Source organism: Luteimonas sp. TWI596 (genome assembly GCF_039674105.1).
Classification (GTDB): Bacteria; Pseudomonadota; Gammaproteobacteria; order Xanthomonadales; family Xanthomonadaceae; genus Luteimonas.
Genome location: NZ_JBDJMU010000010.1, coordinates 1 through 21,925, shown reverse-complemented (window position 1 = coordinate 21,925; position 21,925 = coordinate 1). Strand labels below are relative to the sequence as shown.

Below are 21,925 nucleotides of genomic sequence, written 5' to 3'. Positions count from 1 at the left end.
TCTTCCAAGGGATCCGCAATGCTGTACGCACAAGTCCACCTCACCCTGCCCGCCTGGGTCCACGAGCACGTCGACACGGCGCGCGCCTATCCCGGCGACGAGGCCAAGGTCGCACTCGCGATCGCGCTGTCGCAGCGCAATGTCGAGGCCGCCAGTGGCGGCCCGTTCGGCGCCGCGGTTTTCGACGGCCAGGACCGCATCGTGGCGGTCGGCGTGAACCGGGTGATGCCCCACACCTGCTCGGTCGCCCACGCCGAGACGATGGCCTACATGCTGGCCCAGCAACGGCTGCAGACGCCGCGGCTCAACGAGCGCATCGGCCCGGTCACCCTGGCGACCTCGTCGCAGCCGTGCTGCATGTGCTACGGCGCCACCGTGTGGGCCGGCATCGACCGGTTGCTGATCGGCGCCCGCGCCGAGGATGTCGAGGCGCTGACGCCGTTCGACGAAGGCCCGCTGCCCGAGGACTGGGTCGGCGCACTGACCGAGCGCGGCATCGCGGTCGTGCGCGACCTGCTGCGCGAGGAGGCCTGCAAGGTGCTGCGCGCCTACGGCGAGTCCGAAGGAGCGAAGTACTGACATGCGCGACATCGACCCGGCCCAGCCGGACCCCGACACCGTCCCGCCGGTCAGCGGCCTGCTGTGCTATTGCCGCCCCGGTTTCGAGTCCGACCTGGCCGCCGAGCTGACCGAACGCGCCGCTGGCGTGCGCGTTGCCGGCTATGCGCAGACCCGGCGCGGCGACGGCTATGTGCTGTTCCATTCCGACAACGGCCCGGCCCTGACTCACGAACTGCCGTTCCGCGAACTGATCTTCGCGCGCCAGAAGCTGATGCTGCTGGCCGAACTGCGCGACCTGGACCCGAGCGATCGGATCACGCCGATCTTCGAAGCCCTGGCCGGCCGCGGACGTCATGGCGAGCTGATCGTCGAGCATCCCGATTCCGACGACGGCAAGCAGCTCGCCGGCCTGGCGCGCAGTTTCGGCAACGCGCTGCGCCCTGCGCTGCGCAAGCGCGGCTTCCTGAGCCAGAAGGACGAAGCGCGCTTCCCGCGCCTGCATGTCTTCTTCGTCAGCGGGACCCACGCGTTCATCGCGCAATCGGTCGTCGGCGACAGCGCGCCCTGGGCGATGGGCATCCCGCGCCTGCGCACCCACACCGAGGCGCCGTCGCGCTCGGCGCTGAAGCTCGAAGAGGCTTTCATGACCCTGCTGACCGAGCGCGAGCGCAATGCGCGCATCAAGCCGGGCATGCGCGCGGTCGATCTGGGCGCGGCCCCCGGCGGCTGGACCTGGGTGCTGACGCGCGAGCACATGCGCGTGGTCGCAGTCGACAACGGGCCGATGCAGGCCGACCTGCTCGACACCGGCCTGGTCGATCACCACCGCGTCGACGGCTTCCGCTATCAACCCGTCGGTCCGGTCGACTGGCTGGTGTGCGACATGGTCGAGCAGCCGCGCCGCGTGGCCGAACGCATGGCCACCTGGTTCCGCGAGGGCTGGTGCCGGCACGCGATCTTCAATCTCAAGCTGCCGATGAAGAAGCGCTGGCAGGAAACATTGCTGGCGCTGGACCTGTTCGCCAACAACGCAGGTGAGCATGCGACGCTGACGGTCCGTGCCCGCCAGCTCTACCATGACCGCGAAGAGATCACGGTCTACGCCAGCGTCGAGTAGGCGCGCACTGGAGGACTTCCCATGGCCGCAGGCTGGATCACCGCCGTCGCCCCGTACCTGCCCGAGATCGTGCGCCTGGCACGGCCGATCTTCACCCGCACCCCGCCCCAGGCCGATCTTGGCCAGCAGCGGCGGATGGACGTGATCGACGCGCAGATCGGCGAGTTGCAGGACGCGGCGAGCCAAAACGCCGACTCCATCGCCAAACTCGCCGCCGACATGCAGAAGACCATCGAGGTCCTGCAACTGGGCGCCGAGCGCCTGGAGCGGCGGCTGGTGCTGTCCAACCGGCTGGCCGTGGCCGCTGCGACCGCCGCGGCGCTGGCCTTCGCGCTCGCCGCCTACGCGCTGGCCCGGTGACGTCCCGGGGCGCGTGATCGCGCGCTCACCGCGCTGACGGATACTGCGCGCCGACCTCTCTTTTTTGGCGCCCTAGCGATGGCTTTCAGCCTGCTGACCCTGCTCGACGATATCGCGACCGTGCTCGACGATGTCGCGTTGATGACCAAGGTCGCCGCGCGCAAGACCGCGGGCGTGCTCGGCGACGATCTGGCCCTCAACGCGCAGCAGGTCACCGGCGTGCAGGCCGACCGCGAACTGCCGGTCGTCTGGGCGGTCGCCAAAGGGTCGGCGCGCAACAAGTTGATTCTGGTGCCCGGCGCCCTGGCGATCAGCGCCTGGCTACCGTGGCTGGTCACCCCGCTGCTGATGGCCGGCGGCCTGTTCCTGTGCTACGAGGGCTTCGAGAAGGTTCTGCACAAGCTCGTGCACCGCGCGCGCGATGATGCCGACAAGCCCGCACGCACCGCAGCGCTGGCTGCGGCCGATGTCGATCCGGTGGCGTTCGAGCGCGACAAGATCCGCGGCGCGGTGCGTACCGACCTGATCCTGTCGGCCGAAATCATCGCGATCGCCCTGGGCACCGTCGCCGGTCAACCCTTCGCGACCCAGTTGGGCGTGCTCGTCGGCATCTCGGCGCTGGTGACCGCCGGGGTCTACGGCCTGGTCGCGGGTATCGTGAAACTCGACGACGCCGGCCTGGCGCTGACCCGTCGCGCCTCGGCAACGGCGCAGGCGGCGGGCCGCGCGATCCTGCGTGCCGCCCCCTGGCTGATGAAAGGATTGGCGATCGTCGGGACCGCCGCGATGTTCCTGGTCGGCGGCGGCATCATCACCCACGCCATCCACGATCTGGCGACCTGGATCGACGAGGCCGCAACCGGCCTGGGTGCCTTGCCGACGATCGGCACCGTGCTCGACGCGCTGGTCCCGACGCTGATCAATGCGGTCGTGGGCGTGGTTGCCGGCGGCCTGGCAGTCGCAGTGGTGTCGGGCGTCCGCCGCCTGCGTCCGGACAAGGCGCACCCACCGGCGGGCTGACACGACAACGGGCGCCGCCTGGTCAGCAGCGCATGACCGCCCAGGTGCCCCAGACCCAGAGACCCGCGCCCCAGATCGCCAGCATCGCGGCGATCGCCAGCAGCATGCCCACGGCGACAACTGCGGCCCGCCGCCCACGGAGCCGGCGGAACGTCGTCCAGGGCACCGCGCTGCCGACGACGACCGCCAACACGAGGCAGGCGACGCCGAGAAACGCGAACAGCCCCGCATCGTCGCTGACCATCGGACACTGTCGCAGCGCGAATGCAGGCGCCGCGCCCAGCCACGCTGCCGCGCAGGCCGCCGCCCACAGGCCGGCGACGCCGCGTCGGCTCAGCGACCGGCCGCGCGCGCCCACAGCAGATTGCGCAGCGGCGGCAGCGCCTGCGCGATGCCCAGCGCGTGGCTGCGCAGCAGCGTCGGTGCCAGCGCGTCGGTCGAATAGACGCGGTTGATGGCCTCGAATGCGTGGGCCGCGACGGTGTTGTCGCTGCGCCGGGTGCGCGCCCAGCGCGCCAGTCGATGCGGCGCATCCCAGGGCGCACCGCGGCGGCGGGCCTGTGCCACCGCCTCCGCCAGGCCTGCGACATCGCGCAGCCCCAGGTTCACGCCCTGGCCGGCCAGCGGATGCACCACATGCGCGGCATCGCCGATCACCAGCACGCGCCCGGCGTGCTGGCTGTCGACCAGTTGGCGGCGCAGCGGAAAGGCCGCCCGCGCCGAGACCGGCGTCAGGTGCCCGAAGCGCCCTTCCGCGGCGCGCGTCAGCGCGTCGGCGAACGCGACGTCGCCCAGGCTGCGCACGCGCGCGGCCTCGTCGGCCGGCAGCGTCCAGACGATCGAACAGGTGCCGTCGCCGCAAGGCAGCAACGCCAGCGGGCCGGTCGGCAGAAAGCGCTGCCAGGCTGTGTCCTCGTGCGGCCGCTCACCGCGCACATATCCCACCACGCCGCTCTGGCCGTAGTCGTGGGCCTGCGCACCGATTCCAGCCAGCCGGCGGAGCGCCGAGCCAGCGCCGTCGGCCGCAATCGCCAGCCGCGCCTCGATCCGGCGGCCGTCGGCCAGCCGCAGCGCGACCGAACCTGCGGCCGTTTCCAGCGCCTCGACCGTCGCCGGGCTGCGCACCTCGACCCCGGCCGCGGCCAACTGCGCCCAGAGCCGATCCACCAGCAGGCCGTGCTCGACGATCCAGCCCAGCTCACGCATGCCCAGCGCATCGGCGTCGAAGTCCAGTTCGCTGCCGCCGCCGGCGTCCCAGACCCGCATGCGCCGATAGGGGTGGGCGCGTGCGGCGCGCACCGCGTCCCAGACGCCGACCTGCGCCAGCAAGCGCGCGTTGTCGTGCGCGAACGCATACACGCGCAGGTCCGGCTCGGCCGGCGTCCAGCCGGCCGGCGGCCGGGCCTCGACCAGCACCACGTCCAGGTCCTGGCCAGCGAGCGCCAACGCACAGGCCGCACCGACCACGCCACCGCCGACGACCACGACATCGCGCACGCCGCGCCGGCTCATGCCGTGGCTCCGCGACACAGCGCCGGCACGTCGCCGCGGTAGCCCATCGCGCCGCCGGCGAGCATCGCCTGCAGGCTGCGGTCGGCGTCGAGCGCCAGCAACCCGGCGCTGCGCAACGGGCGCAGCAGCGGCGACGGATTCGCGGTCAGCCGCGCCAGGCCGTCGGAGAACGCCAGCGTACGCGTACGATCCTCATGGCGGCGCGCCGCCCAGGCCGCCAGCAATGCTGGCGCGCCGGGATCGCCACCGTCGGCGACCAGTTCGGCCAGCGTCAGCGCATCGCGCAAGCCGAGGTTGAAGCCCTGCGCGCCGATCGGATGCAGGGTCTGCGCTGCATTGCCGACGAGCACCGCGCGTGCAGCGGCCGTGCATTCGGCGACGACGCGGCGCAGCGGGTAGCGGCTCCGCGGGCCGACGGTCTCGAACCGACCCGCACGCCAGCCGAACGCCGTTTGCACGCGGGCCAGGAACGCGGCCTCGTCGAGGGCGGCGACCGCGTCGGCGGCGTCGCGATCGACGCCGTGCACCAGACCGTAGTGGCGATCTCCACGCGGCAGCAGCGCGGTCGGGCCGCTGTCGGTCAGGCGTTCGAACGCGCTGCCGTCCGGCGCCCGCGCCGTGCGCAGCCGCGCGACGAACAGGTCCTGGCGATAGTCGTGTTCCTGGGTGTCGATGCCCAATGCCGCACGGACGGCGGACGCCGTGCCGTCGGCGGCGACAACCAGCGCCGCACCAATCCGTTGCTCGCCGTCGCTGCCCGCGATGCGCGCGATGCGACGGCCATCGGCCTCCGGCTCCAGCCCGATGAAGCGCGCGGGCCGGTAGCGGGTCAGATGCGACAGTTCGCCCAGCCGCGCCTCCAGCGCCTGACCGAAGTCGCGGGCGACGACGACCTGCCCGAACTGGTCGCGGCCGTAGTCGGCGGCGTCCAGCCGCAGGCGGCCGAAGTCGCCCTGGCGGCTGACGTGGATGCGGCGGATCGGGCCCGGCGGCATCTGCAGTTTCTGCAGCACGCCCAGCGCGGTCAGCGCGTTGACCGTGGCCTCGGCGAAGCTGAGATTGCGCTCGTCGAACACCGCCGGCATCGCTTCGGGCGGCGTCGCCTCGACCAGCCCGGTGTCGACGCCGGCGCGATCGAGGGCGATCGCCAGACTGGCACCGACCAGCCCGCCACCGACGATCAGGACCTGATGTGCATGGTTCATGGCGCGATGATAAGCGTTCGGCCCGGTGCTCCGCGCCACGCCGGCTTGCCGGCGCTCCGATAGAATGCCGGTCACGTCCGTCTCCGCCGGGAACAGCAGCATGTCCGCCACCGCCCGCCGCGCCATGATCCTCGCCTCGCTGGCCTTGCTCATGGCCGCAACCCGCGTGCATCACTTCGCGGCGGTTCCCGATGCCTCCTGGGCGGTGTTCTTCCTCGGCGGTCTCTATTTGCGGCCATGGACGCGCCTGGCATTTCCGGCACTGATGATCCTGGCCGTGGCGATCGATGCCCTCGTCATCCACGCCCAGGGGCTGTCGTTCTGGCAGCACTACTGCGTATCGCCGGCCTACTGGTGCCTGATCCCGGCCCATTTCGCGCTGTGGATGGGCGGCGCCTGGTTGGGCGGGTACCGCGGGAGACGCGCATCCGTCGCGCTGGCCAGGCTTGCAGCCGCGCTGATCGTATCGGTCGCGCTTTGCCACCTGTTGGCCCAGGGCAGCTTCTACTGGATCAGCGACAGCGTCACGTCGCCGACCCTGGCCGGCTGGTGGAAGAACTACACTGACTGGCTGCCGGCCTACCTGTGGACGACCGCGCTTTACGTCGCCGCCGCCGTCATGGCCCACATGCTGCTGGCCCGCGTTCTGCCGCGACCGGCCGCGGCCCACACCCTCGGCGCCGACTGAGCGCAATGGGCCATCGCCTCTCCAGGATCTACACCCGCACCGGCGACGACGGCTCGACCGGCCTGGGAGACGGCAGCCGGACCGGCAAGGACGCGCTGCGGGTGGCGGCCTACGGCACTGTCGACGAGGCGAATTCGGCCCTCGGCCTGCTGCTCGCCACGCCGCTGCCCGAGGACGTGCGCACGCTGCTGACCGCGCTCCAGCACCGGCTGTTCGACCTGGGCGGCGAACTGTGCATCCCCGGCCACGCCGCGATCGAAGACGCGGACATCGCGGAACTCGAAGCGCAGCTCGACCGCTACAACGACACGCTGCCTCCATTGCGGGACTTCATCCTGCCCGGCGGCGGCGAGGCCGCGGCGCGCTGCCACCTCGTGCGCACCATCGTGCGCCGCGCCGAGCGCGAGGCTGTCGCGCTGTCGCGCGTGGAGACGGTCCGGCCGCAGGCACTGCGCTATCTCAACCGCCTGTCTGACCTGCTGTTCGTGCTGGCCCGGGTGCTCGCCCGGGGCGACGGCCACGGCGAGGTGCTGTGGCAACCCCGGCGGCACGCCTGACATGCACCACCCGATCGGCTTCGGCGGCGACGACCGGCAGGTGCCGGTGTTCTCGCATGCCGCGTGCCTGGACCACGACACCGGCCCCGACCATGCCGAGCGACCGCAGCGGCTGGTCGCGGTGATCGAGGCGCTGCGGGCCGCGTTCCCCGACCTCGATCTGCGCCAGGCCCCGGCCGCGACCCGGGGGCAACTGCTGCGGGTGCACGACGAGACCCTGCTGCAGACGGTGCTCGAATCGCAGCCGACCGGCCGCATCCCACTCGACGCCGACACCGTGCTCTCGCCCGGCTCGGCCCAGGCCGCGCTGTATGCCGCGGGCGCCGGTGTCGCCGCGGTCGATCTGGTCTGCAACGGCGAACTGCGCCGGGCGTTCTGCGCTGTGCGCCCCCCCGGCCACCACGCCACCGCCGACATCGCGATGGGGTTCTGCCTGTTCAACAACATCGCCGTCGCCGCGGCCCACGCACTGGACCGCTACGGGCTGATGCGGGTGTCGATCGTCGATTTCGACGTGCACCACGGCAACGGCACCCAGGCGATCTTCGAGCAGGAGCCGCGGGTGCAGTATCTGAGCTCGCACCAGTTGCCGCTGTTCCCCGATACCGGCCTGCGCCGCGAGCGCGGGGTCGGCAACATCGTCAACATCCCACTGGCGCCAGGCACCGGCAGCGCCCGTTTCTGCGAGGCCTGGCGGGAGCGGATCCTGCCCGAGATCGATGCCTTCGCCCCGCAACTGGTGCTGGTGTCGGCCGGCTTCGATGCCCATCGCCTCGATCCGCTGGCCCAACTCGAGCTCGAGGCCGAGGACTTCGCCTGGCTGACCCGCGAACTGGTCGCACTGGCCGACCGCCACGCCGAGGGGCGCCTGGTGTCGATGCTCGAAGGCGGCTACGACCTGCAAGCGCTGCGCGAGTGCGCCGTGGCCCACCTTCAGGCACTGGCAGGCTGAGCGGGGCCGCGCCTGCGGACGTGAACGGAAGGTCGAGGGGCTGCATTGCCGCTACACATGGGATGCGGCATGCTGGCGCCCGTTTTGGCCGAACGGATCGACCGTGCGCCCCGCCCTCCGCCTGCTGCCCCTTCCGTTCTGCATCGCGCTGTCGCTCACGGCCCAGGCCGACGACCTGCCACGCCCCAACTACTGGGCGCTGTGCCCGGTCGAGGATGCCGTCCCGGCCTTCGCCGACGCCCAGGCACCGGTGGGCTCGGTCGAGGACCGTGAAAGTCAGCCGACCGACATCGACGGCGACGCTTTCGAAGGGGTCACCGGCGAGAGCAGCAGCTTCTCGGGCAATGTGACGCTGCGGCGCGGCGACCAGTTCCTGGGCACCGACGATCTCGACTACTCCGAGGAGGACGGCACGTTCGTTGCCAGCGGCAACGTCCGCTACCAGGATGCAGGCATGCGCGTGGTCGCCGACACGTTGCAGGGCGACACCTTGTCCGAGGCCTACCGCATGGACAACGTGCGCTACCAGCTCACGGCCCGGCGGGGCAACGGCGGTGCCGACCACATCCGCATGGAGGGCGCGCAGGGGGCGCTGCTGGGCTCGACCTACTCGACCTGCCCGCCCAGCGACCGCTGGTGGGAGCTCAAGGCCCAGCAGATCGACGTCAACACCGACCTGGGCATGGGCACCGCGCGCAACGCGACCCTGCGCGTGGGCAAGGTCCCGGTGCTGTACGTGCCGTGGTTCCGCTTCCCGATCGACGAGCGCCGCATCTCCGGCCTGCTCTATCCACGGATCTCGCAGTCCAGCCGCAACGGCTTCGACTACTCGCAGCCGATCTACCTGAACCTGGCGCCGAACTACGACATGACGCTCGAGCCGCGCTGGATGAGCAAACGCGGTCTGCAGTTGGGCACCGAGTTCCGGTTCATGACCGACGCCACCCGCGGCGTGCTCGACGTGGCCTATCTGCCGTCCGACAAGCTCGCCAGCCGCGAGCGCGAGCTCGAGCAGACCCAGGTGCCGATTGCCAAGAACCGCCGCAAGGACGACCGCGGGTTCTTGAGCTTCAGCGGCTCTGCCGACCTCAATCCGACCTGGCAGGCTCGTGCGAACCTGACCTGGATGAGCGACCCGCGGTATCTGGAAGACGCCAGCAACAACGTCGACGGCATCTCGTCGATCAGCGGCGTCAGCCAGCTCGGCGTGTTCGGCCAGGGCCGGTCGGGCCCGCAAGGCTACTGGAACGCCGGCGTGCTGGCCGACTACCAGATGCTGACCGACTACACGCTGCCCGAGTCGATCCTGCCCTACAACCGCCTGCCGCACGCCTACTTCAGCTGGGAACGGCCGTACGGCCGCTGGTTCACCGCCGGCGTCAACGCCACCGCGACCCGGTTCTCGCACGTTGACGACGTCACCAAGCCCGGCGGCAGCCGGGTCGACCTCAAGCCCTACATCTCGATGCCGCTCGAAGGCCCGAGCTGGTTCCTGCGCCCCACCCTCGCCTGGCGGCATACCGCCTACGGGCTGGACCGGGAGCTGGCTGACTCGATCGCCGACCAGCGCGCGCGCGGCGCGCTGGGCATCGGTGGCGGGGTCCCGATCCCCGACGCACTGCAGGGCCAGTACCAGGCGGCCTTCGGCCAGTTGCGCGACACCGCGCCCAGCCGCAGCCAGCCGATCGCATCGCTCGATGCGGGGCTGTTCTTCGACCGCAACACCCGGTTCCGTGGCGAGGACTACCTGCATACCCTCGAGCCGCGGCTCTACTACCTGCACTCGCCGTATCGCGACCAGTCGGCACTGCCGTTGTTCGACACCAGCCCGCTGACCTTCGGCTGGGGCCAGTTGTTCCGCGACAATCGCTACTCGGGCGCCGACCGCCAGGCCGACGCCAACCAGGTGACGCTGGCGGTGAGCACGCGCTTGATACGCGAGTCCGATGGCCGCGAGAAACTCAGCGCGAGCCTGGGCCAGATCGTGTACCTGGACGACTCGCGGGTGACGGTCGGCAACGAGACCCAGATCGAGCGCGGGCGCTCGGCCTGGGTCGCCGACTCGACCTACGCGATCAACGACCGCTGGACGATCAGCGCCGGCTACCAGTGGGACCCCAAGCTCCGCCGCGAGGACCTGGCCAGTGTCCGCACCCGGTATCTGATCGGCGACGACGGCATCGTCAACTTTGCCTACCGCCGGCGCAGCAACCTCATCGAGCAGGCCGACCTGTCGTTCCTGTATCCGATCAACCCGACCTGGAGCCTGGTCGGGCGCTATTACTACTCGCTCGCCGACAACCAGCTGCTCGAAGCGGTGGCCGGCGTGCAGTGGGACAGTTGCTGCCTGGCGACCCGCGTGGTCGGCCGGCGCTACCTGCGCAACCGCCAGGGCGAGATGAACAACGCCATCATGTTCGAAGTCGAACTCAAGGGCCTGGGGTCGGCCGGACCGGACACGGAAGGCCGTCTGCGCCGTGCTATTCTGGGCTATTACCGTGACGACCTCTATCTCGTGCCGCCGTCGGAACTGCGCAACAGCGACGACGATGACTCCATCACTCCCGGCCTGAGCCAATGAAGACACTGATCCGTTCCCTCGCGGCCGCCATCGTGCTGTGCGCCGCCGCCGCGCATGCCCAGACCCTGCAACCGCTCGATCGCATCGCCGCGGTCGTCGACGAGGACGTGATCCTCGCCAGCGAACTCGACCGCGCGGTGAACAACATCCGCGCGCAGTACGCGACCCGCCAGGACCAGTTGCCGCCGCAGGAGATCCTCGAGCGGCAGGTGCTCGAGCGCTTGATCACGCTGCGCCTGCAGACCGCACGCGCCCAGCAGACGGGCGTGCGCGTCAGCGACGAAGAAGTCGACCAGGCCATCGCCGCGATCGCGCAGCAGAACAACTTCTCGATGGACCAGCTGCGTCGCCAGCTGGCCGGCGACGGCATGTCGTTCGACGACTTCCGCGCCTCGCTGCGCGACGAGCTGCTGATCCAGCGCATGCGCCAGCGCTTCGCGCAGACCCGCATCTCGGTCAGCGACGCCGAGGTCGATGCCGCCCTGTCGGCGCAGGCCACCGGCGCCCAGTACCGCCTGGCGCACATCCTCGTCGCCCTGCCCGAGGGCGCCACGCCCGAGCAGATCCAGACCGGCCAGCAGAAGATCAACGGCATCAAGGGCCTCATCGACCGCGGCGAGATGGAGTTCTCGGCCGCAGCGGTGCGCTACTCCGACAGCCCGAACGCGCTGGAAGGCGGCGACCTGGGCTGGCGCCGGACCGACGAGATCCCGGCGGCGTTCGCGACCTCGGTCACGTCGCTGCAGCCCGGCCAGGTCATCGGCCCGATCCGTGGCCCCAGCGGCTTCCAGCTGCTGCAGCTGGTGGACGTGCGCGACGCGAGCCAGAGTGGCGGCGCCGGCACGGTCACCGAGTACCAGGCCCGCCACATCCTGATCCGCGCCCAGGGCGAGGACGACAGCGCCGCCAAGGCGCGCGCCGACTCGCTGCGCGCGCGCATCGTGGGCGGCGCCGATTTCGCGCAGATCGCCCGCGACAGCTCCGAGGACAATGCCACCAAGGCCAACGGCGGCGACCTGGGCTGGTTCACCCAGGACGAGTTCGGCCCGGACTTCGGCGGCCAGGTCGCCGCGCTCGGCGACGGCGATGTCTCCCAGCCCTTCCGCACGCAGGCTGGCTGGCATATCGTCCAGCGCATGGCCAGCCGCCAGTCGGCCGGCAACGACAACAACCGGCGCGCACAGGCGCGCGAGGCCATCGGCCAACGCAAGCTCGAGGACGAGTGGGACCGCTACGTGCGCGAGATGCGCGGTGAGGCCTACGTCAGCGTCCGCATCGGCCCCAATCCCGATCCTGAGATCGGCGGCGGCGGCTGAGCGATGACCCGGCCCAGGCTGGCGCTGGTGCCGGGCGAGCCGGCCGGCGTCGGCCCGGAGCTGTGCGTGCGCGCCGCCTGGCGCGCTTGCGGGGCCGACCTGGTCGCGATCGGCGATCGTGAGGCCTTGCGCCGAGCCGCCGATGCGATCGCGCTGCCGATCGCTTTCGCCGATGCCCAGGCCCCACAGGTCCCCCCGGGCACGTTGCGCCTGATCGAATTCCCGCATGCGCACGTCCCCGCCTTCGGCACGCCCGATCCGCGCAATGCACGCAGCATCGTCGATGCCCTGCTGCATGCTGCGGCCGGCTGCCGCGAAGGCCGCTTCGACGGCCTGGTGACCGGCCCGGTGCACAAGGCGGCGATCAATGCCGGCGGCGTGCCCTACACCGGCACGACCGAACTGCTGGCCGACGACGCCGGCTGCGATGTGGTGATGATGCTCGCCAATCCGCAACTGCGCGTGGCGCTGGCGACCACCCACCTGCCACTGCGCGCCGTCCCCGATGCCATCACCGCGCCCACGCTCGAGCGCGTGTTGCGCATCCTCGATGCTGCGTTGCGTCGCGACTTCGGGCTGCAGGCACCGCGGATCGCAGTCCTCGGCCTCAATCCCCATGCCGGCGAGGACGGCCATCTGGGCTTCGAGGAGCGCGACATCATCGCCCCCCTGCTGGCGCGCCTGCGTGCCGAAGGCCTCGCCCTCGACGGCCCACTGCCGGCCGATACCGCCTTCCTGCCCATGCGTCTGGCCGATGTCGACGCGGTGCTGGCGATGTACCACGATCAGGGCCTGCCAGTGCTCAAGCACAACGGCTTCGAATCGGCGGTCAATCTGACCCTGGGCCTGCCCTATCCCCGGGTCGCGGTGGACCACGGGACGGCACTCGAACTCGCCGGCAGCGGCCGCGCCGACCCGTCGAGCCTGTTCTGCGCGATCGACCAGTGCGCGGCGCTCGCCCGCCACCGCAGGGCCGCGGCATGACCGCGGGCACGCCGATCGGCTGGGACGATTTCCTGCGCGTGGACCTGCGTGTGGGCCGCGTGGTGTCTGCCGAGGTGTTCCCCAAGGCGCGGCGCCCGGCCTATGTGCTGCAGGTCGACTTCGGCCCGGAGATCGGCGTGCGCAAGTCCAGCGCGCAGATCACCGACCACTATGCGCCGCAAACATTGGTCGGCCGGCTGGTCGTGGGCGTGGTGAACTTCCCGCCCAAGCAGATCGGGCCGCTGATGTCGGAGTGCCTGATCACCGGTTTCCATGACGCCGAAGGCAAGGTCCGGCTGTGCGTTCCCGATGGCGACATCGCGCCCGGCACCCGGCTGCTGTGAGCTCCCTTCTTTTTCTGCGACCCGTCCCATGATCCGATCCTCCGCCGCCTCCGGCAGCTTCACCGAACCGCCCAAGAAATCGCTCGGCCAGAACTTCCTGCACGAGCGCGGGGTCGTCGACAAGATCGTGCTGGCGATCGCCCCCAAGCCCGGCGAGCGCCTGGTCGAGATCGGGCCCGGCCAGGGCGCGATGACGTTCCCGCTGCTCGACCGCCATGGCAGCCTGACGGCGATCGAGTTCGACCGTGACCTGTTGGCGCCGCTGACTGCGCAGGCGGCTGCGCATGGCGCGTTGACCCTGGTCCATGCCAACGTGCTCGACGTCGACCTGACCGCGCTCGCGGACGGCACGCCGATCCGGCTGGTCGGCAACCTGCCCTACAACCTGTCCTCGCCGATCCTGTTCCACGCCCTGGCGCATGCCGCCGCGATCGTCGACATGCACTTCATGCTGCAGAAGGAAGTGGTCGAGCGCATGGCCGCCGGGCCGGGCAGCAAGGTCTATGGGCGACTGAGTGTGATGCTGCAGGCCTACTGCGATGTCACTGCATTGTTCGTGGTCGGCCCGGGCGCGTTCCGGCCGCCGCCGAAAGTCGATTCGGCGGTCGTGCGGCTGGTCCCGCGCGCGCCCGAACGCATCGGCATCGACGATCCCATGCGTTTTGCCAACATCGTCCGCGCGGCCTTCGGCCAGCGCCGCAAGACGCTGCGCAACGCGCTGGGCGGCACGATGGAGGCCGAGGCGATCATCGCGGCCGGCATCGACCCCCAGCAGCGCGCCGAGCAGTTGTCGGTCGCCGATTTCGTGCGCCTGGCCAACCATACGGCCACGACATAGTCGAAGCATTCATTGCCGCCCGCTACACTGAGCGCGCCATGGACGAGACTGCCGACTACACCCTCGAAATCCAGATCGCGACGCGCTTCCTCGACGAGGAATCGACCCCCGACGACGATCGCTACGTTTTCGCCTACACCATCCGTATCCGCAATGTCGGCCGGTTGCCGGCCCAGCTCGTCTCGCGCCACTGGATCATCACCGACGCCAATGGCCGCGTCGAGGAAGTGCATGGCGACGGTGTCGTCGGCGAACAGCCGCGGCTCGAGCCGGGCGAGGCCTTCACGTACACCTCCGGCGCCGTGCTGTCGACGGCGGTCGGGACGATGGAGGGCAGCTACGACATGGTCGGCGACGACGGCGCGCACTTCGACGCCCCGATCCCGCCGTTCACGCTGTCGGTCCCGCGTACCCTGCACTGATGGCGATCTGGGCGATCGGCGACCTGCAGGGTTGCTACGGTGCGACCGCGCGATTGCTCGAGGCGATCCGCTTCGATCCGGCCGTCGACCGGCTGTGGTTCTGCGGCGACTTGGTCAATCGCGGCGGCGAATCGGTCGAGACGCTGCGGCTGGTGCACTCGCTGCGCGAGAACGTCGTCAGCGTGCTGGGCAACCACGACCTGTCGCTGCTGGCGATCGCCGAGCGTCGCGAAGAGGACCAGCGCAAGGTCAATCCGGATCTGCGCGGTGTGCTGTTCGCGCACGACCGCGACGTGCTGCTCGACTGGCTGCGCGCCTGTCCGCTGCTGCACGTGGACCGCGCGCTGGGCTGGATGATGCTGCACGCCGGTCTTGCGCCGCGCTGGACCACCCAACTGGCCGAGAAGCACGCCGCCGAGATCGAACGCAAGCTGCGCAGCCCCGGCTATCGCAAGCTGCTGCGCAACATGTACGGCGATCGCCCGGCGTGGTCGCCGAACCTGACCGGGCCTGATCGCGATCGCGCGATCATCAACATCTTCACCCGCATGCGCTATTGCGCGCCCAAGGGCCGCATCGCATTCGAAGAGAAGGGCGCGCCCGGCACCCAGCAGCCGGGGCTCTATCCCTGGTACGAGGTCCCGGGGCGTGCCGAGCGAGACCTGAAGATCGTCTGCGGTCACTGGTCGACGCTGGGCCTGTTCATCGGCCACGGCATCCACGCGCTCGACACCGGCGCGGTGTGGGGCGGCAAGCTGACCGCACTGCAGCTCGATGCCGAGACGCTGCGCATCGTGCAGGTGCCCGGACGCGACGTGCCGCCACCGGCGAGATGAGGCGGCGTCCGGGCCCGCACGCCGCACTGGCGGCGCTCGCACTGGCCGGACTGTTGCTGTCGGCGGCGGCCTTCGCGCATCCGCTGGCGGACGCGGCCCGGCGTCAGGTCGGCGTCACCGTCCGCTACGACCCGGCCTACGTGCGCCTGGACTATCCCGGCGGCGACGTGCCGGCCGACCGCGGCGTCTGCACCGATGTCGTGGTGCGCGCGCTGCGCACGCAGGGCATCGATCTGCAGCAGCGCATCCATCAGGACAAGCGCGCCCATCCGCAGGCCTACCCGCGCCAGTGGCGGCACCTGGCCGCCGACCCGCACATCGACCATCGACGCGTCCCCAACCAGACGACCTGGTTCGCGCGCCAGGGCTGGTCGCGGCCCGTCGTGCAAGCCCGCGGCGATTACCGAGCGGGCGACATCGTCGCCTGGCGCCTGGACAGCGGCCTGCTGCACATCGGCATCGTGTCCGACCGCAAGGCCGGCGACGGCACGCCCCTGGTGCTGCACAACATCGCCCGCGGCACGCGCGAGGAAAACGTGTTGCTGCGCTGGCGCATCATCGGCCATTACCGACCGATGCTCGCGCCGGCGTCGGCCGCTCAGGCGCGGCGGTAGTCGACGAATGCGAAGGCGTGCGCGTGGCGCGTGTCGGCGGCGTGCTCATGCCGCGCGGTCTGGATCCAGTCGGCGGCATCGAACGCCGGAAACCAGGCATCGGCGCCGTCGACCTCGGCATCGACGCAGGTCAGCGACAAGTGCGTGGCGCGCGCCAACGCCAGCGCGTAGACCTCGCCGCCGCCGATCACGCACAGCGCCTGGGCGCCGTCGCCTGCGGCCAGCGCGAGCGCCGCATCGAGCGACGCGACCGCCTCCATGCCGTCGAACGGCGCACGGCCCGAACGCGTGAGCACCAGATTGCGGCGACCGGGCAGCGCGCGGCCGATCGACTCGGCGGTGCGTCGCCCCATCAGCACCGGCTGGCCCAGCGTCAACGCCTTGAAGCGCTTCAGGTCGTCGGGCAGATGCCACAGCAGCGCATTGCCGCCGCCGATCGCGCGATTGCGATCGAGCGCGGCGATCAACACGATTCGCGGCGTGTCGCGTTCGGCCGCCATGCCGGACACGGCCGACTGCCGCTCGGTCATACCGCGACCGGCGCCTTGATCGCCGGTAACGGGTCGTAACCGTCGAAAGCGATGTCGTCGTAGCCGAACGCGAACAAATCGCTCACCGCCGGGTTCAAGCGCAGCCGCGGCAGCGGGCGCGGCGTGCGCGTGAGCTGCTCGCGCGCCTGCTCGAAGTGGTTGGCGTACAGGTGCGCGTCGCCGAGCGTGTGCACGAAATCGCCCACGCCCAGCCCGGTCGCCTGCGCGACCATGTGCGTGAGCAGCGCATAGCTGGCGATGTTGAACGGCACGCCGAGGAAGATATCGCCGCTGCGCTGGTAGAGCTGGCAGCTCAGGCGGCCGTCGACGACATAGAACTGGAACATCGTGTGGCAGGGCATCAGCGCCATCTGCGGCAGGTCGGCGACGTTCCAGGCACTGACGATCAGCCGGCGCGAGTCGGGATTGCGTACGATCTCATCGACGACCCAGCGGATCTGGTCGAGCTCGCGGCCGTCGCTGCCGGTCCAGCGGCGCCACTGCTTGCCGTAGACCGGTCCCAGTTCGCCGTCGGCGTCGGCCCACTCGTCCCAGATGCCGACCTTGTGGGCCTTCAGGTAGCCGATGTTGGTCTCGCCTTTCAGGAACCACAGCAGCTCATGGACGATCGAGCGCAGGTGCAGCTTCTTGGTCGTGACCAGCGGAAAGCCATCGGCCAGATCGAAGCGCATCTGCCAGCCGAATACGCTGCGCGTACCGGTGCCGGTGCGGTCGGCCTTGTCGCTGCCGTGCTCGAGCACGTGGCGCAGCAGATCCATGTACTGGCGCATGCTCAGCCCGCCTGCACAGGCACGGCCGGCTGCAGCACCGGCGCGCTGCGCGAGCGCCACAGCAGGAACAGGCCCAGCGCGACCAGCGGCAGCGACAGCAATTGACCCTGGGTGACCCAGCCGAACGCCAGATAGCCGATGTTCGCATCGGGCACGCGCACGAACTCGACCAGGATCCGGAACACGCCGTAGAGCAACGCGAACATCCCCGAGACCGCGTAGCGCGCACGCGGCTTGCGCGAGAACACCCACAGGATGACGAACATCGCCAGCCCCTCCAGGCACGCCTGGTAGAGCTGCGAGGGGTGGCGTGCGAACTGATCCAGCGCACCGGTCGCAAACTCGGCCTGCAGGCGCTCGGCCGACCAGCCCGCGAAGGCCGGATCGGTCGGAAACACCACGCCCCAGCCGGCCTGGGTGTACTTGCCCCACAGCTCGGCGCCGATGTAGTTGCCCAGCCGGCCGAAGCCCAGGCCCGGCGGCACCAGCGGCGCCACGAAGTCCATCACGTCGAAGAAGTGCAGGCGCTGGCGCCGCGCCCACCACCAGGCCGCCACCAGCACGCCGAGCAGGCCGCCGTGGAAACTCATGCCGCCGTCCCAGACCTTGAACAGCATCAACGGGTCGGCCATCAGCTCGCCCGGCGTGTAGAACAGCACGTAGCCGATGCGGCCACCCAGGATCACGCCGAGGATGCCGTTGAACAGCAGGTCGCCGAAGCGCTCGACATCGACGCCGGGCAGGCGGCCGGCGCGGATGCGCAGCCGCCCCAGCCACCAGGCCATACCGAAGCCCAGCAGGTACATGACGCCGTACCAGTGGACCGACGGATGGAACGGGCCGATCTGCGGCAGTTGCAGCGCGATCGGATCGATCTGGTGAAGGATGATCATCGGATCAGCGCGGCAGCGGATGCGTGGGCGCGTCGACCGGCGGCGTCACCTCGCCGCGATTGCGCATCGCGTTGCGCTTGGCCCACAGGTTGAGCATTTCGACGAACGCCGAGAATCCCATCGAGCCGTAGATGTACCCCTTGGGAATGTGCAGGCCGAACCCGTCGAGCAGCAGGTAGACACCGATCAGCACGATGAACGCCAGCGCCAGCATTTTCACCGTCGGGTTGGCGTCGATGAACTTGCCCAGCGGCTGCGCCGCGAGCAGCATCACCGTCACCGCCAGCAGGATCGCGCAGACCATCACCGGCACGTACTCGCCGGCCATGCCGACCGCGGCGATCACCGAGTCGAGCGAGAACACGATGTCGATGACCGCGATCTGCGCGATCACCGCACCGAACGACGCAGTCGCCTTGCCGATGCTGCCGTGGGCTTCAGGATCCTCGCCCTTGAGCTGCTCGCGGATCTCCATCGCGCCCTTCACGATCAGGAACAAGCCGCCGAGAATCAGGATCAGATCGCGCACCGAGATGCCACGACCGAACAACTCGAACAGCGGATCGGTCAGCCGCGCCAGCCAGGCCAGCGTCAACAGCAGGCCGATGCGCGTGATGCAGGCCACGGCGATACCGAACTTGCGCGCGAACTCGCGCTTCTCGACGGGCAGCTTGCCGACGGCGATCGAGATGAAGACCAGGTTGTCGATGCCCAGCACGATCTCGATCGCACTGAGCGTGATCAGCAGGATCCAGACCTGGGGGTCGGTCAGCAGTTCCATCATGGGGAGGGCATCCTCGTTTGGGGTCCAGCCACCGCGGGGCTCGCGGCGGCGTCTACAGCCAGCGCGGCAGCAGGATCAGCGTCCATACCGCCACCACATTGATCATCGTCACGAACACCGCGGCCGATCCCATGTCCTTGGCCCGTCCGGCAAGCTCGTGGTGCTCGGCGCCGTAGCGCTCGATCACCGCCTCGATCGCCGAATTCAACAACTCCATCGCCAGCACCAGCAGGCAGCTGCCGAGCAGCAGCGCCCGTTCCACGCCGGTGTCGCCCAGCCACAGCGCCAGCGGCGCGAGGACCGCCAGCACACAGACCTCGAGCCGGAATGACGACTCGTGCAGCCAGGCCGCACGCAGGCCCTGGCAGGACCACACCGTGGCCTTGAGCATGCGTGCCGGCCCGCGCGGCCAATGTCCGGTGTCGTCGGCCATCGCTCACGCCCGCGCCCGGCGAGCCGTCGCCGAACGCCGGATGCGCACCGGCAGGACGCGGAGCACGGGCCGCGGAGGGGTCGAAAGCATGACAGACCGGATCGGGAGGGACAGTCGCGACCGGGCGATTCTGCCACATCCCAGGCCCCGGGCCGGCCGTGGTTTGCATCGCGCGACAGGGGCTGTTTGACTGGCGGCTCGTTCGAACCCGGTCCTGTCCCGATGTACGCACTGTTTTTCGCCCGTCTCCACGCCGCCGCCGTCCTGTCGCTCGTCGCGGTGCTGCTGGCCGGCTGCGCCAGCTCGCGCAGTTTCACCGCAGGCCTGGATCCGGTGTCGTCACCCGAATGGGCGGCCGACATGGCTCGGTTCGCCGCCCAGGATGCCGCAACGCCGCCGCCGGAACGGCCGGTGGTGTTCACCGGCAGCTCATCGGTGCGCTTCTGGGACACGCTGGCGATGGACTTTCCCGACGTGCCGGTGCTCAACCGCGGCTTCGGCGGCTCGCAGGTGCGTGACTCGGTGTGGTACGCCGATGAGATCACGCTGCGCTACCGGCCGCGGCAGATCGTGCTCTACGCCGGCGATAACGACACCGCCGACGGACGTTCGGCGCAACAGGTACTGGCCGACACGCAGGCCTTCGTCCGGCGCATCCACGCCGAACTGCCGGGCACTCAGATCGCGCTGCTCGGCATCAAGCCCAGCCCGTCGCGCGCGAACCTGCTGGGCATCCAGCGTCAGGCCAATGACGCACTGCGCGCCTGGGCCGCGACCCAGCGCAACGTCGCCTACATCGATGTCTTCACCCCGATGCTGGATGCGAACGGGGTGCCGCGCGAAGACCTGTTCATCGAAGATCGCCTGCATATGAACGCTGCCGGCTACGCCCTGTGGCGCGACATCATCGGCCCCTATCTGGTCCGTTGATACCGGGCGTTCACCCGGCCCGAATGCGGGTCGGACCAGACTGCGACCGGTATCGACCCGGAGCACGGCCATGCGCCACCGCCTCGCCGCCGGCCTGCTGGCCGCGCTGACCCTGGGAGTTCCCATGTCGCACGCATTCGCACAATCGACCGTTGCGCCGCAACACCCGGGTGCGCCGGGCTACGACGTGCTGCTCGACGCCGCCACCGCGCCACTGCGCAGCGCGCTCGGTGATCGCGTGGTCGTCGAGGTCGAGCGCCTGGACCGGCTGGGCGACTGGGCGTTCCTGCAAGGCACGCTGCGCGCGCCCGGGGGCGGTCGTCCGGACTATGCCGGCACGCCTTACGCCGAACGTGCCGCGGCCGGTGGCATGTCCGATGTCTATGTGGCCTTGCTGCGCGCGCAGCCTGCACAGAGCAGCGCCGATGAGGACGCGCGTGAGCCGCCGACCGACGACGGCGCATCGACGGAGCTGGATCCCCCTACGCCCCGATGGACGGTGCTCGACCACGCGATCGGGCCGTCCGATGTGGCCTGGCTGACGTGGCCGGAAACGCATGCGGCCCCGCGTCAGCTGTTCGGGTTCTAGCGTCGGCGAGCGGGCGCGCACCGCCGGGGGCCGCTGCGCGCCCCTGAGCACACGGACGAATGCCACACAGACACAGAGGCCGGCAATTGCCGGCCTTGTGCGGGTCATCGCAATGACGCCTCAGCGCGGCGGGGTGATGATCTCGTAGTTGCCCGAGGCACCGCCCCAGCTGATGCGCTGCGAGCCATCGGCGTTGACGTTGTTGGAGCCGATGAACTGCGGCTTGCCGCCTTCGAAGCCAGCAAACAGCACCACATGCGACTGGCCGTTCTTCTGCATCAATACGACGTCGCCAGGCCGGGCATCGGCGAGCGACACCGTCTGCCAACCGTCGCCCTTGAGGTTGCTGGCCAACTGATCGACCGAGGCGCTGGCCTGCCCGGCGTCGATGACACCGGCCTTCTGCAGCACCGCCGAGACGAAGTTTGCACAGTTGACGTTGTTGGGCACCCACGACTGCATCGGGAGCTCGTCGCTGTACTTGAGTTCGCCTGCGTTACGGCCGATGAACTGCTCGGCGATCGCGGCCGGGTTGCGCGCATCGACCCCCCCCGTGTCGCCGACCGCCCCTGTATCGCCGACCGCGCCCGTGCCGCCGACGCTGCCGTTCCCCTGGCTGCCGCCTGCGCCGCCTGCGGCACCGGGGATGTTGAGCGTGTCGCCGGCGTAGATCTTGTTGGGGTCGCGGATCTGGCTGTTGGCCGACATCAGGGCATCAACCGAGGTGCCATAGCGGACGGCCAGTGCACTGAGGGTATCGCCCCAGGCGATGTGATGGGACGAGGTGCTGCCGATCGCGGTCATCGCTAGCTGTGATCTTTCAGTAGGTTGTTCATCCGGGGCGTCTCTGGAAGATGGGGGGTTACCAAGCCAACCCAGCCCCAGGAGCCCCGGATGAACCTGCATAAACATGCCCGATTGACGCCCCATGGTCGAGCGCTTCTGGTGCGCCGGGTGCTGCAAGAAGGATTGCGGGTGGTAGAAGCTGCGCAGGCGTGCGGTGTCAGTCCGCGTACCGCCTACAAGTGGCTCGATCGCTTCCGCTGCGAAGGGGCGGCTGGGCTGGCG

At 70.0% G+C, this 21,925-nt stretch carries 26 protein-coding genes and 1 pseudogene; 18 read left to right on the top strand and 9 right to left on the bottom strand.

All coding sequences use genetic code 11. The features are described 5' to 3' along the window. The first annotated feature begins 18 nt into the window (after positions 1–18). From ABE487_RS09340 to ABE487_RS09325, 4 genes are all read left to right on the top strand, one after another. Complete coding sequence (locus tag ABE487_RS09340; protein ID WP_346451140.1) at positions 19–579, top strand: nucleoside deaminase; 561 nt, start codon at positions 19–21, stop codon at positions 577–579. Position 580: 1 nt separating this feature from the next. After that, complete coding sequence (rlmM, locus tag ABE487_RS09335) at positions 581–1,678, top strand: 23S rRNA (cytidine(2498)-2'-O)-methyltransferase RlmM (RefSeq protein WP_346451138.1); 1,098 nt, start codon at positions 581–583, stop codon at positions 1,676–1,678. Positions 1,679–1,699: 21 nt separating this feature from the next. Further along, positions 1,700–2,038 carry a hypothetical protein gene (locus ABE487_RS09330; RefSeq protein WP_346442962.1) on the top strand — a complete coding sequence of 113 codons (339 nt, stop codon included), beginning with the start codon at positions 1,700–1,702 and terminating at the stop codon, positions 2,036–2,038. Between the two features lie 78 nt (positions 2,039–2,116). Then, positions 2,117–3,058, top strand: coding sequence for a DUF808 domain-containing protein (locus ABE487_RS09325; protein ID WP_346442964.1), 942 nt, complete (start codon positions 2,117–2,119; stop codon positions 3,056–3,058). Positions 3,059–3,080: 22 nt separating this feature from the next. Here ABE487_RS09325 and ABE487_RS09320 read toward each other — a convergent pair whose 3' ends face one another. The 3 genes from ABE487_RS09320 to ubiH form a co-directional block, all read right to left on the bottom strand. After that, on the bottom strand, positions 3,081–3,302 hold the full coding sequence (locus ABE487_RS09320; protein WP_346451136.1) for a hypothetical protein: 222 nt from the start codon (positions 3,300–3,302) through the stop codon (positions 3,081–3,083). A gap of 89 nt (positions 3,303–3,391) precedes the next feature. Then, positions 3,392–4,570 (bottom strand): FAD-dependent oxidoreductase, encoded by a 1,179-nt coding sequence (locus tag ABE487_RS09315; RefSeq protein ID WP_346451135.1) that lies wholly within the window; start codon positions 4,568–4,570, stop codon positions 3,392–3,394. Further along, entirely contained in the window at positions 4,567–5,775 is a 1,209-nt protein-coding gene (gene ubiH / locus ABE487_RS09310; RefSeq protein WP_346451134.1) for a 2-octaprenyl-6-methoxyphenyl hydroxylase, read from the bottom strand. The genes ABE487_RS09315 and ubiH overlap by 4 nt, the downstream gene beginning before the upstream one ends. 100 nt (positions 5,776–5,875) lie before the next feature. Here ubiH and ABE487_RS09305 point away from each other — a divergent pair, with 100 nt between their 5' ends. From ABE487_RS09305 to ABE487_RS09255, 11 genes and pseudogenes are all read left to right on the top strand, one after another. After that, positions 5,876–6,463: a hypothetical protein gene (locus ABE487_RS09305; RefSeq protein WP_346442971.1), complete on the top strand. Its 588-nt coding sequence runs from the start codon at positions 5,876–5,878 to the stop codon at positions 6,461–6,463. 5 nt (positions 6,464–6,468) lie between these two features. Next, on the top strand, positions 6,469–7,020 hold the full coding sequence (locus ABE487_RS09300) for a cob(I)yrinic acid a,c-diamide adenosyltransferase (protein WP_346442973.1): 552 nt from the start codon (positions 6,469–6,471) through the stop codon (positions 7,018–7,020). Positions 7,021–7,060: 40 nt separating this feature from the next. Next, positions 7,061–7,972 carry a histone deacetylase family protein gene (locus ABE487_RS09295; RefSeq protein ID WP_346443091.1) on the top strand — a complete coding sequence of 304 codons (912 nt, stop codon included), beginning with the start codon at positions 7,061–7,063 and terminating at the stop codon, positions 7,970–7,972. A gap of 103 nt (positions 7,973–8,075) precedes the next feature. Further along, positions 8,076–10,553, top strand: coding sequence for an LPS-assembly protein LptD (gene lptD / locus ABE487_RS09290; RefSeq protein WP_346442974.1), 2,478 nt, complete (start codon positions 8,076–8,078; stop codon positions 10,551–10,553). After that, entirely contained in the window at positions 10,550–11,869 is a 1,320-nt protein-coding gene (locus ABE487_RS09285; protein ID WP_346451133.1) for a peptidylprolyl isomerase, read from the top strand. The genes lptD and ABE487_RS09285 overlap by 4 nt, the downstream gene beginning before the upstream one ends. Before the next feature lie 3 nt (positions 11,870–11,872). Next, a complete protein-coding gene (pdxA, locus tag ABE487_RS09280; protein ID WP_346446955.1) occupies positions 11,873–12,853 on the top strand; it encodes a 4-hydroxythreonine-4-phosphate dehydrogenase PdxA in 981 nt (326 codons plus the stop codon). Continuing rightward, positions 12,850–13,197, top strand: a complete 348-nt coding sequence (locus tag ABE487_RS09275) for a tRNA-binding protein (RefSeq protein ID WP_346442979.1) — start codon at positions 12,850–12,852, stop codon at positions 13,195–13,197. The genes pdxA and ABE487_RS09275 overlap by 4 nt, the downstream gene beginning before the upstream one ends. Before the next feature lie 28 nt (positions 13,198–13,225). Then, a complete protein-coding gene (rsmA, locus tag ABE487_RS09270) occupies positions 13,226–14,035 on the top strand; it encodes a 16S rRNA (adenine(1518)-N(6)/adenine(1519)-N(6))-dimethyltransferase RsmA (protein WP_346451132.1) in 810 nt (269 codons plus the stop codon). Positions 14,036–14,073: 38 nt separating this feature from the next. Beyond that, on the top strand, positions 14,074–14,457 hold the full coding sequence (apaG, locus tag ABE487_RS09265) for a Co2+/Mg2+ efflux protein ApaG (protein ID WP_047137325.1): 384 nt from the start codon (positions 14,074–14,076) through the stop codon (positions 14,455–14,457). Continuing rightward, positions 14,457–15,284 (top strand): annotated as a pseudogene (locus ABE487_RS09260) (symmetrical bis(5'-nucleosyl)-tetraphosphatase); the annotation flags it as partial. The gene apaG and the pseudogene ABE487_RS09260, both read left to right, overlap by 1 nt. Positions 15,285–15,289: 5 nt before the next feature. Next, entirely contained in the window at positions 15,290–15,907 is a 618-nt protein-coding gene (locus ABE487_RS09255; RefSeq protein ID WP_346451130.1) for a DUF1287 domain-containing protein, read from the top strand. On the opposite strand, the gene ABE487_RS09250 is transcribed toward ABE487_RS09255, so the two are convergent. The 5 genes from ABE487_RS09250 to ABE487_RS09230 are packed head-to-tail and all read right to left on the bottom strand — an operon-like array spanning position 15,892 to position 19,338. Next, positions 15,892–16,437, bottom strand: a complete 546-nt coding sequence (locus tag ABE487_RS09250) for a dihydrofolate reductase (protein ID WP_346451128.1) — start codon at positions 16,435–16,437, stop codon at positions 15,892–15,894. The genes ABE487_RS09255 and ABE487_RS09250 overlap by 16 nt on opposite strands. Continuing rightward, on the bottom strand, positions 16,434–17,228 hold the full coding sequence (locus ABE487_RS09245) for a thymidylate synthase (protein WP_346451127.1): 795 nt from the start codon (positions 17,226–17,228) through the stop codon (positions 16,434–16,436). The genes ABE487_RS09250 and ABE487_RS09245 overlap by 4 nt, the downstream gene beginning before the upstream one ends. Before the next feature lie 2 nt (positions 17,229–17,230). Continuing rightward, positions 17,231–18,121, bottom strand: a complete 891-nt coding sequence (gene lgt, locus ABE487_RS09240) for a prolipoprotein diacylglyceryl transferase (protein ID WP_346442988.1) — start codon at positions 18,119–18,121, stop codon at positions 17,231–17,233. A 4-nt stretch (positions 18,122–18,125) separates the two neighbouring features. Beyond that, the gene (locus ABE487_RS09235; protein ID WP_346442990.1) at positions 18,126–18,905 is read right to left on the bottom strand and encodes a TerC family protein; all 780 of its coding nucleotides are present in this window, start codon (positions 18,903–18,905) and stop codon (positions 18,126–18,128) included. A gap of 52 nt (positions 18,906–18,957) precedes the next feature. Further along, positions 18,958–19,338 (bottom strand): diacylglycerol kinase, encoded by a 381-nt coding sequence (locus tag ABE487_RS09230; RefSeq protein ID WP_346446958.1) that lies wholly within the window; start codon positions 19,336–19,338, stop codon positions 18,958–18,960. 222 nt (positions 19,339–19,560) lie between these two features. Here ABE487_RS09230 and ABE487_RS09225 point away from each other — a divergent pair, with 222 nt between their 5' ends. Together ABE487_RS09225 and ABE487_RS09220 are read left to right on the top strand one after the other, a co-directional pair. Then, on the top strand, positions 19,561–20,268 hold the full coding sequence (locus ABE487_RS09225) for an SGNH/GDSL hydrolase family protein (protein WP_346446959.1): 708 nt from the start codon (positions 19,561–19,563) through the stop codon (positions 20,266–20,268). 70 nt (positions 20,269–20,338) lie between these two features. Then, positions 20,339–20,857, top strand: a complete 519-nt coding sequence (locus ABE487_RS09220) for a hypothetical protein (protein WP_346446960.1) — start codon at positions 20,339–20,341, stop codon at positions 20,855–20,857. A gap of 120 nt (positions 20,858–20,977) precedes the next feature. Here the strand turns inward: ABE487_RS09220 and ABE487_RS09215 are convergent, their stop codons facing one another. Then, positions 20,978–21,661, bottom strand: a complete 684-nt coding sequence (locus ABE487_RS09215; protein WP_346451125.1) for a LysM domain-containing protein — start codon at positions 21,659–21,661, stop codon at positions 20,978–20,980. A 90-nt stretch (positions 21,662–21,751) separates the two neighbouring features. Between ABE487_RS09215 and ABE487_RS09210 the strand changes: the two genes are divergently transcribed. Then, positions 21,752–21,925: leucine zipper domain-containing protein (locus ABE487_RS09210; RefSeq protein ID WP_346451583.1), on the top strand; the 174-nt coding region annotated here is incomplete at its 3' end.

Excerpts from the sequence above, each read along its gene's own strand:
- ABE487_RS09220 (WP_346446960.1), top strand. The coding sequence starts at position 20,339 with ATGCGCCACCGCCTCGCCGCCGGCCTGCTGGCCGCGCTGACCCTGGGA.
- ABE487_RS09230 (WP_346446958.1), bottom strand. The coding sequence starts at position 19,338 with ATGGCCGACGACACCGGACATTGGCCGCGCGGGCCGGCACGCATGCTC.
- apaG (WP_047137325.1), top strand. The coding sequence starts at position 14,074 with ATGGACGAGACTGCCGACTACACCCTCGAAATCCAGATCGCGACGCGC.
- ABE487_RS09330 (WP_346442962.1), top strand. The coding sequence starts at position 1,700 with ATGGCCGCAGGCTGGATCACCGCCGTCGCCCCGTACCTGCCCGAGATC.
- ABE487_RS09235 (WP_346442990.1), bottom strand. The coding sequence starts at position 18,905 with ATGATGGAACTGCTGACCGACCCCCAGGTCTGGATCCTGCTGATCACG.
- ABE487_RS09315 (WP_346451135.1), bottom strand. The coding sequence starts at position 4,570 with ATGAGCCGGCGCGGCGTGCGCGATGTCGTGGTCGTCGGCGGTGGCGTG.
- ABE487_RS09245 (WP_346451127.1), bottom strand. The coding sequence starts at position 17,228 with ATGCGCCAGTACATGGATCTGCTGCGCCACGTGCTCGAGCACGGCAGC.
- ABE487_RS09285 (WP_346451133.1), top strand. The coding sequence starts at position 10,550 with ATGAAGACACTGATCCGTTCCCTCGCGGCCGCCATCGTGCTGTGCGCC.
- ABE487_RS09250 (WP_346451128.1), bottom strand. The coding sequence starts at position 16,437 with ATGACCGAGCGGCAGTCGGCCGTGTCCGGCATGGCGGCCGAACGCGAC.
- ABE487_RS09320 (WP_346451136.1), bottom strand. The coding sequence starts at position 3,302 with ATGGTCAGCGACGATGCGGGGCTGTTCGCGTTTCTCGGCGTCGCCTGC.
- rsmA (WP_346451132.1), top strand. The coding sequence starts at position 13,226 with ATGATCCGATCCTCCGCCGCCTCCGGCAGCTTCACCGAACCGCCCAAG.
- rlmM (WP_346451138.1), top strand. The coding sequence starts at position 581 with ATGCGCGACATCGACCCGGCCCAGCCGGACCCCGACACCGTCCCGCCG.
- ubiH (WP_346451134.1), bottom strand. The coding sequence starts at position 5,775 with ATGAACCATGCACATCAGGTCCTGATCGTCGGTGGCGGGCTGGTCGGT.
- ABE487_RS09305 (WP_346442971.1), top strand. The coding sequence starts at position 5,876 with ATGTCCGCCACCGCCCGCCGCGCCATGATCCTCGCCTCGCTGGCCTTG.
- ABE487_RS09300 (WP_346442973.1), top strand. The coding sequence starts at position 6,469 with ATGGGCCATCGCCTCTCCAGGATCTACACCCGCACCGGCGACGACGGC.
- ABE487_RS09225 (WP_346446959.1), top strand. The coding sequence starts at position 19,561 with ATGTACGCACTGTTTTTCGCCCGTCTCCACGCCGCCGCCGTCCTGTCG.
- ABE487_RS09325 (WP_346442964.1), top strand. The coding sequence starts at position 2,117 with ATGGCTTTCAGCCTGCTGACCCTGCTCGACGATATCGCGACCGTGCTC.
- ABE487_RS09255 (WP_346451130.1), top strand. The coding sequence starts at position 15,290 with ATGAGGCGGCGTCCGGGCCCGCACGCCGCACTGGCGGCGCTCGCACTG.
- lgt (WP_346442988.1), bottom strand. The coding sequence starts at position 18,121 with ATGATCATCCTTCACCAGATCGATCCGATCGCGCTGCAACTGCCGCAG.
- pdxA (WP_346446955.1), top strand. The coding sequence starts at position 11,873 with ATGACCCGGCCCAGGCTGGCGCTGGTGCCGGGCGAGCCGGCCGGCGTC.
- ABE487_RS09340 (WP_346451140.1), top strand. The coding sequence starts at position 19 with ATGCTGTACGCACAAGTCCACCTCACCCTGCCCGCCTGGGTCCACGAG.
- ABE487_RS09215 (WP_346451125.1), bottom strand. The coding sequence starts at position 21,661 with ATGACCGCGATCGGCAGCACCTCGTCCCATCACATCGCCTGGGGCGAT.
- ABE487_RS09275 (WP_346442979.1), top strand. The coding sequence starts at position 12,850 with ATGACCGCGGGCACGCCGATCGGCTGGGACGATTTCCTGCGCGTGGAC.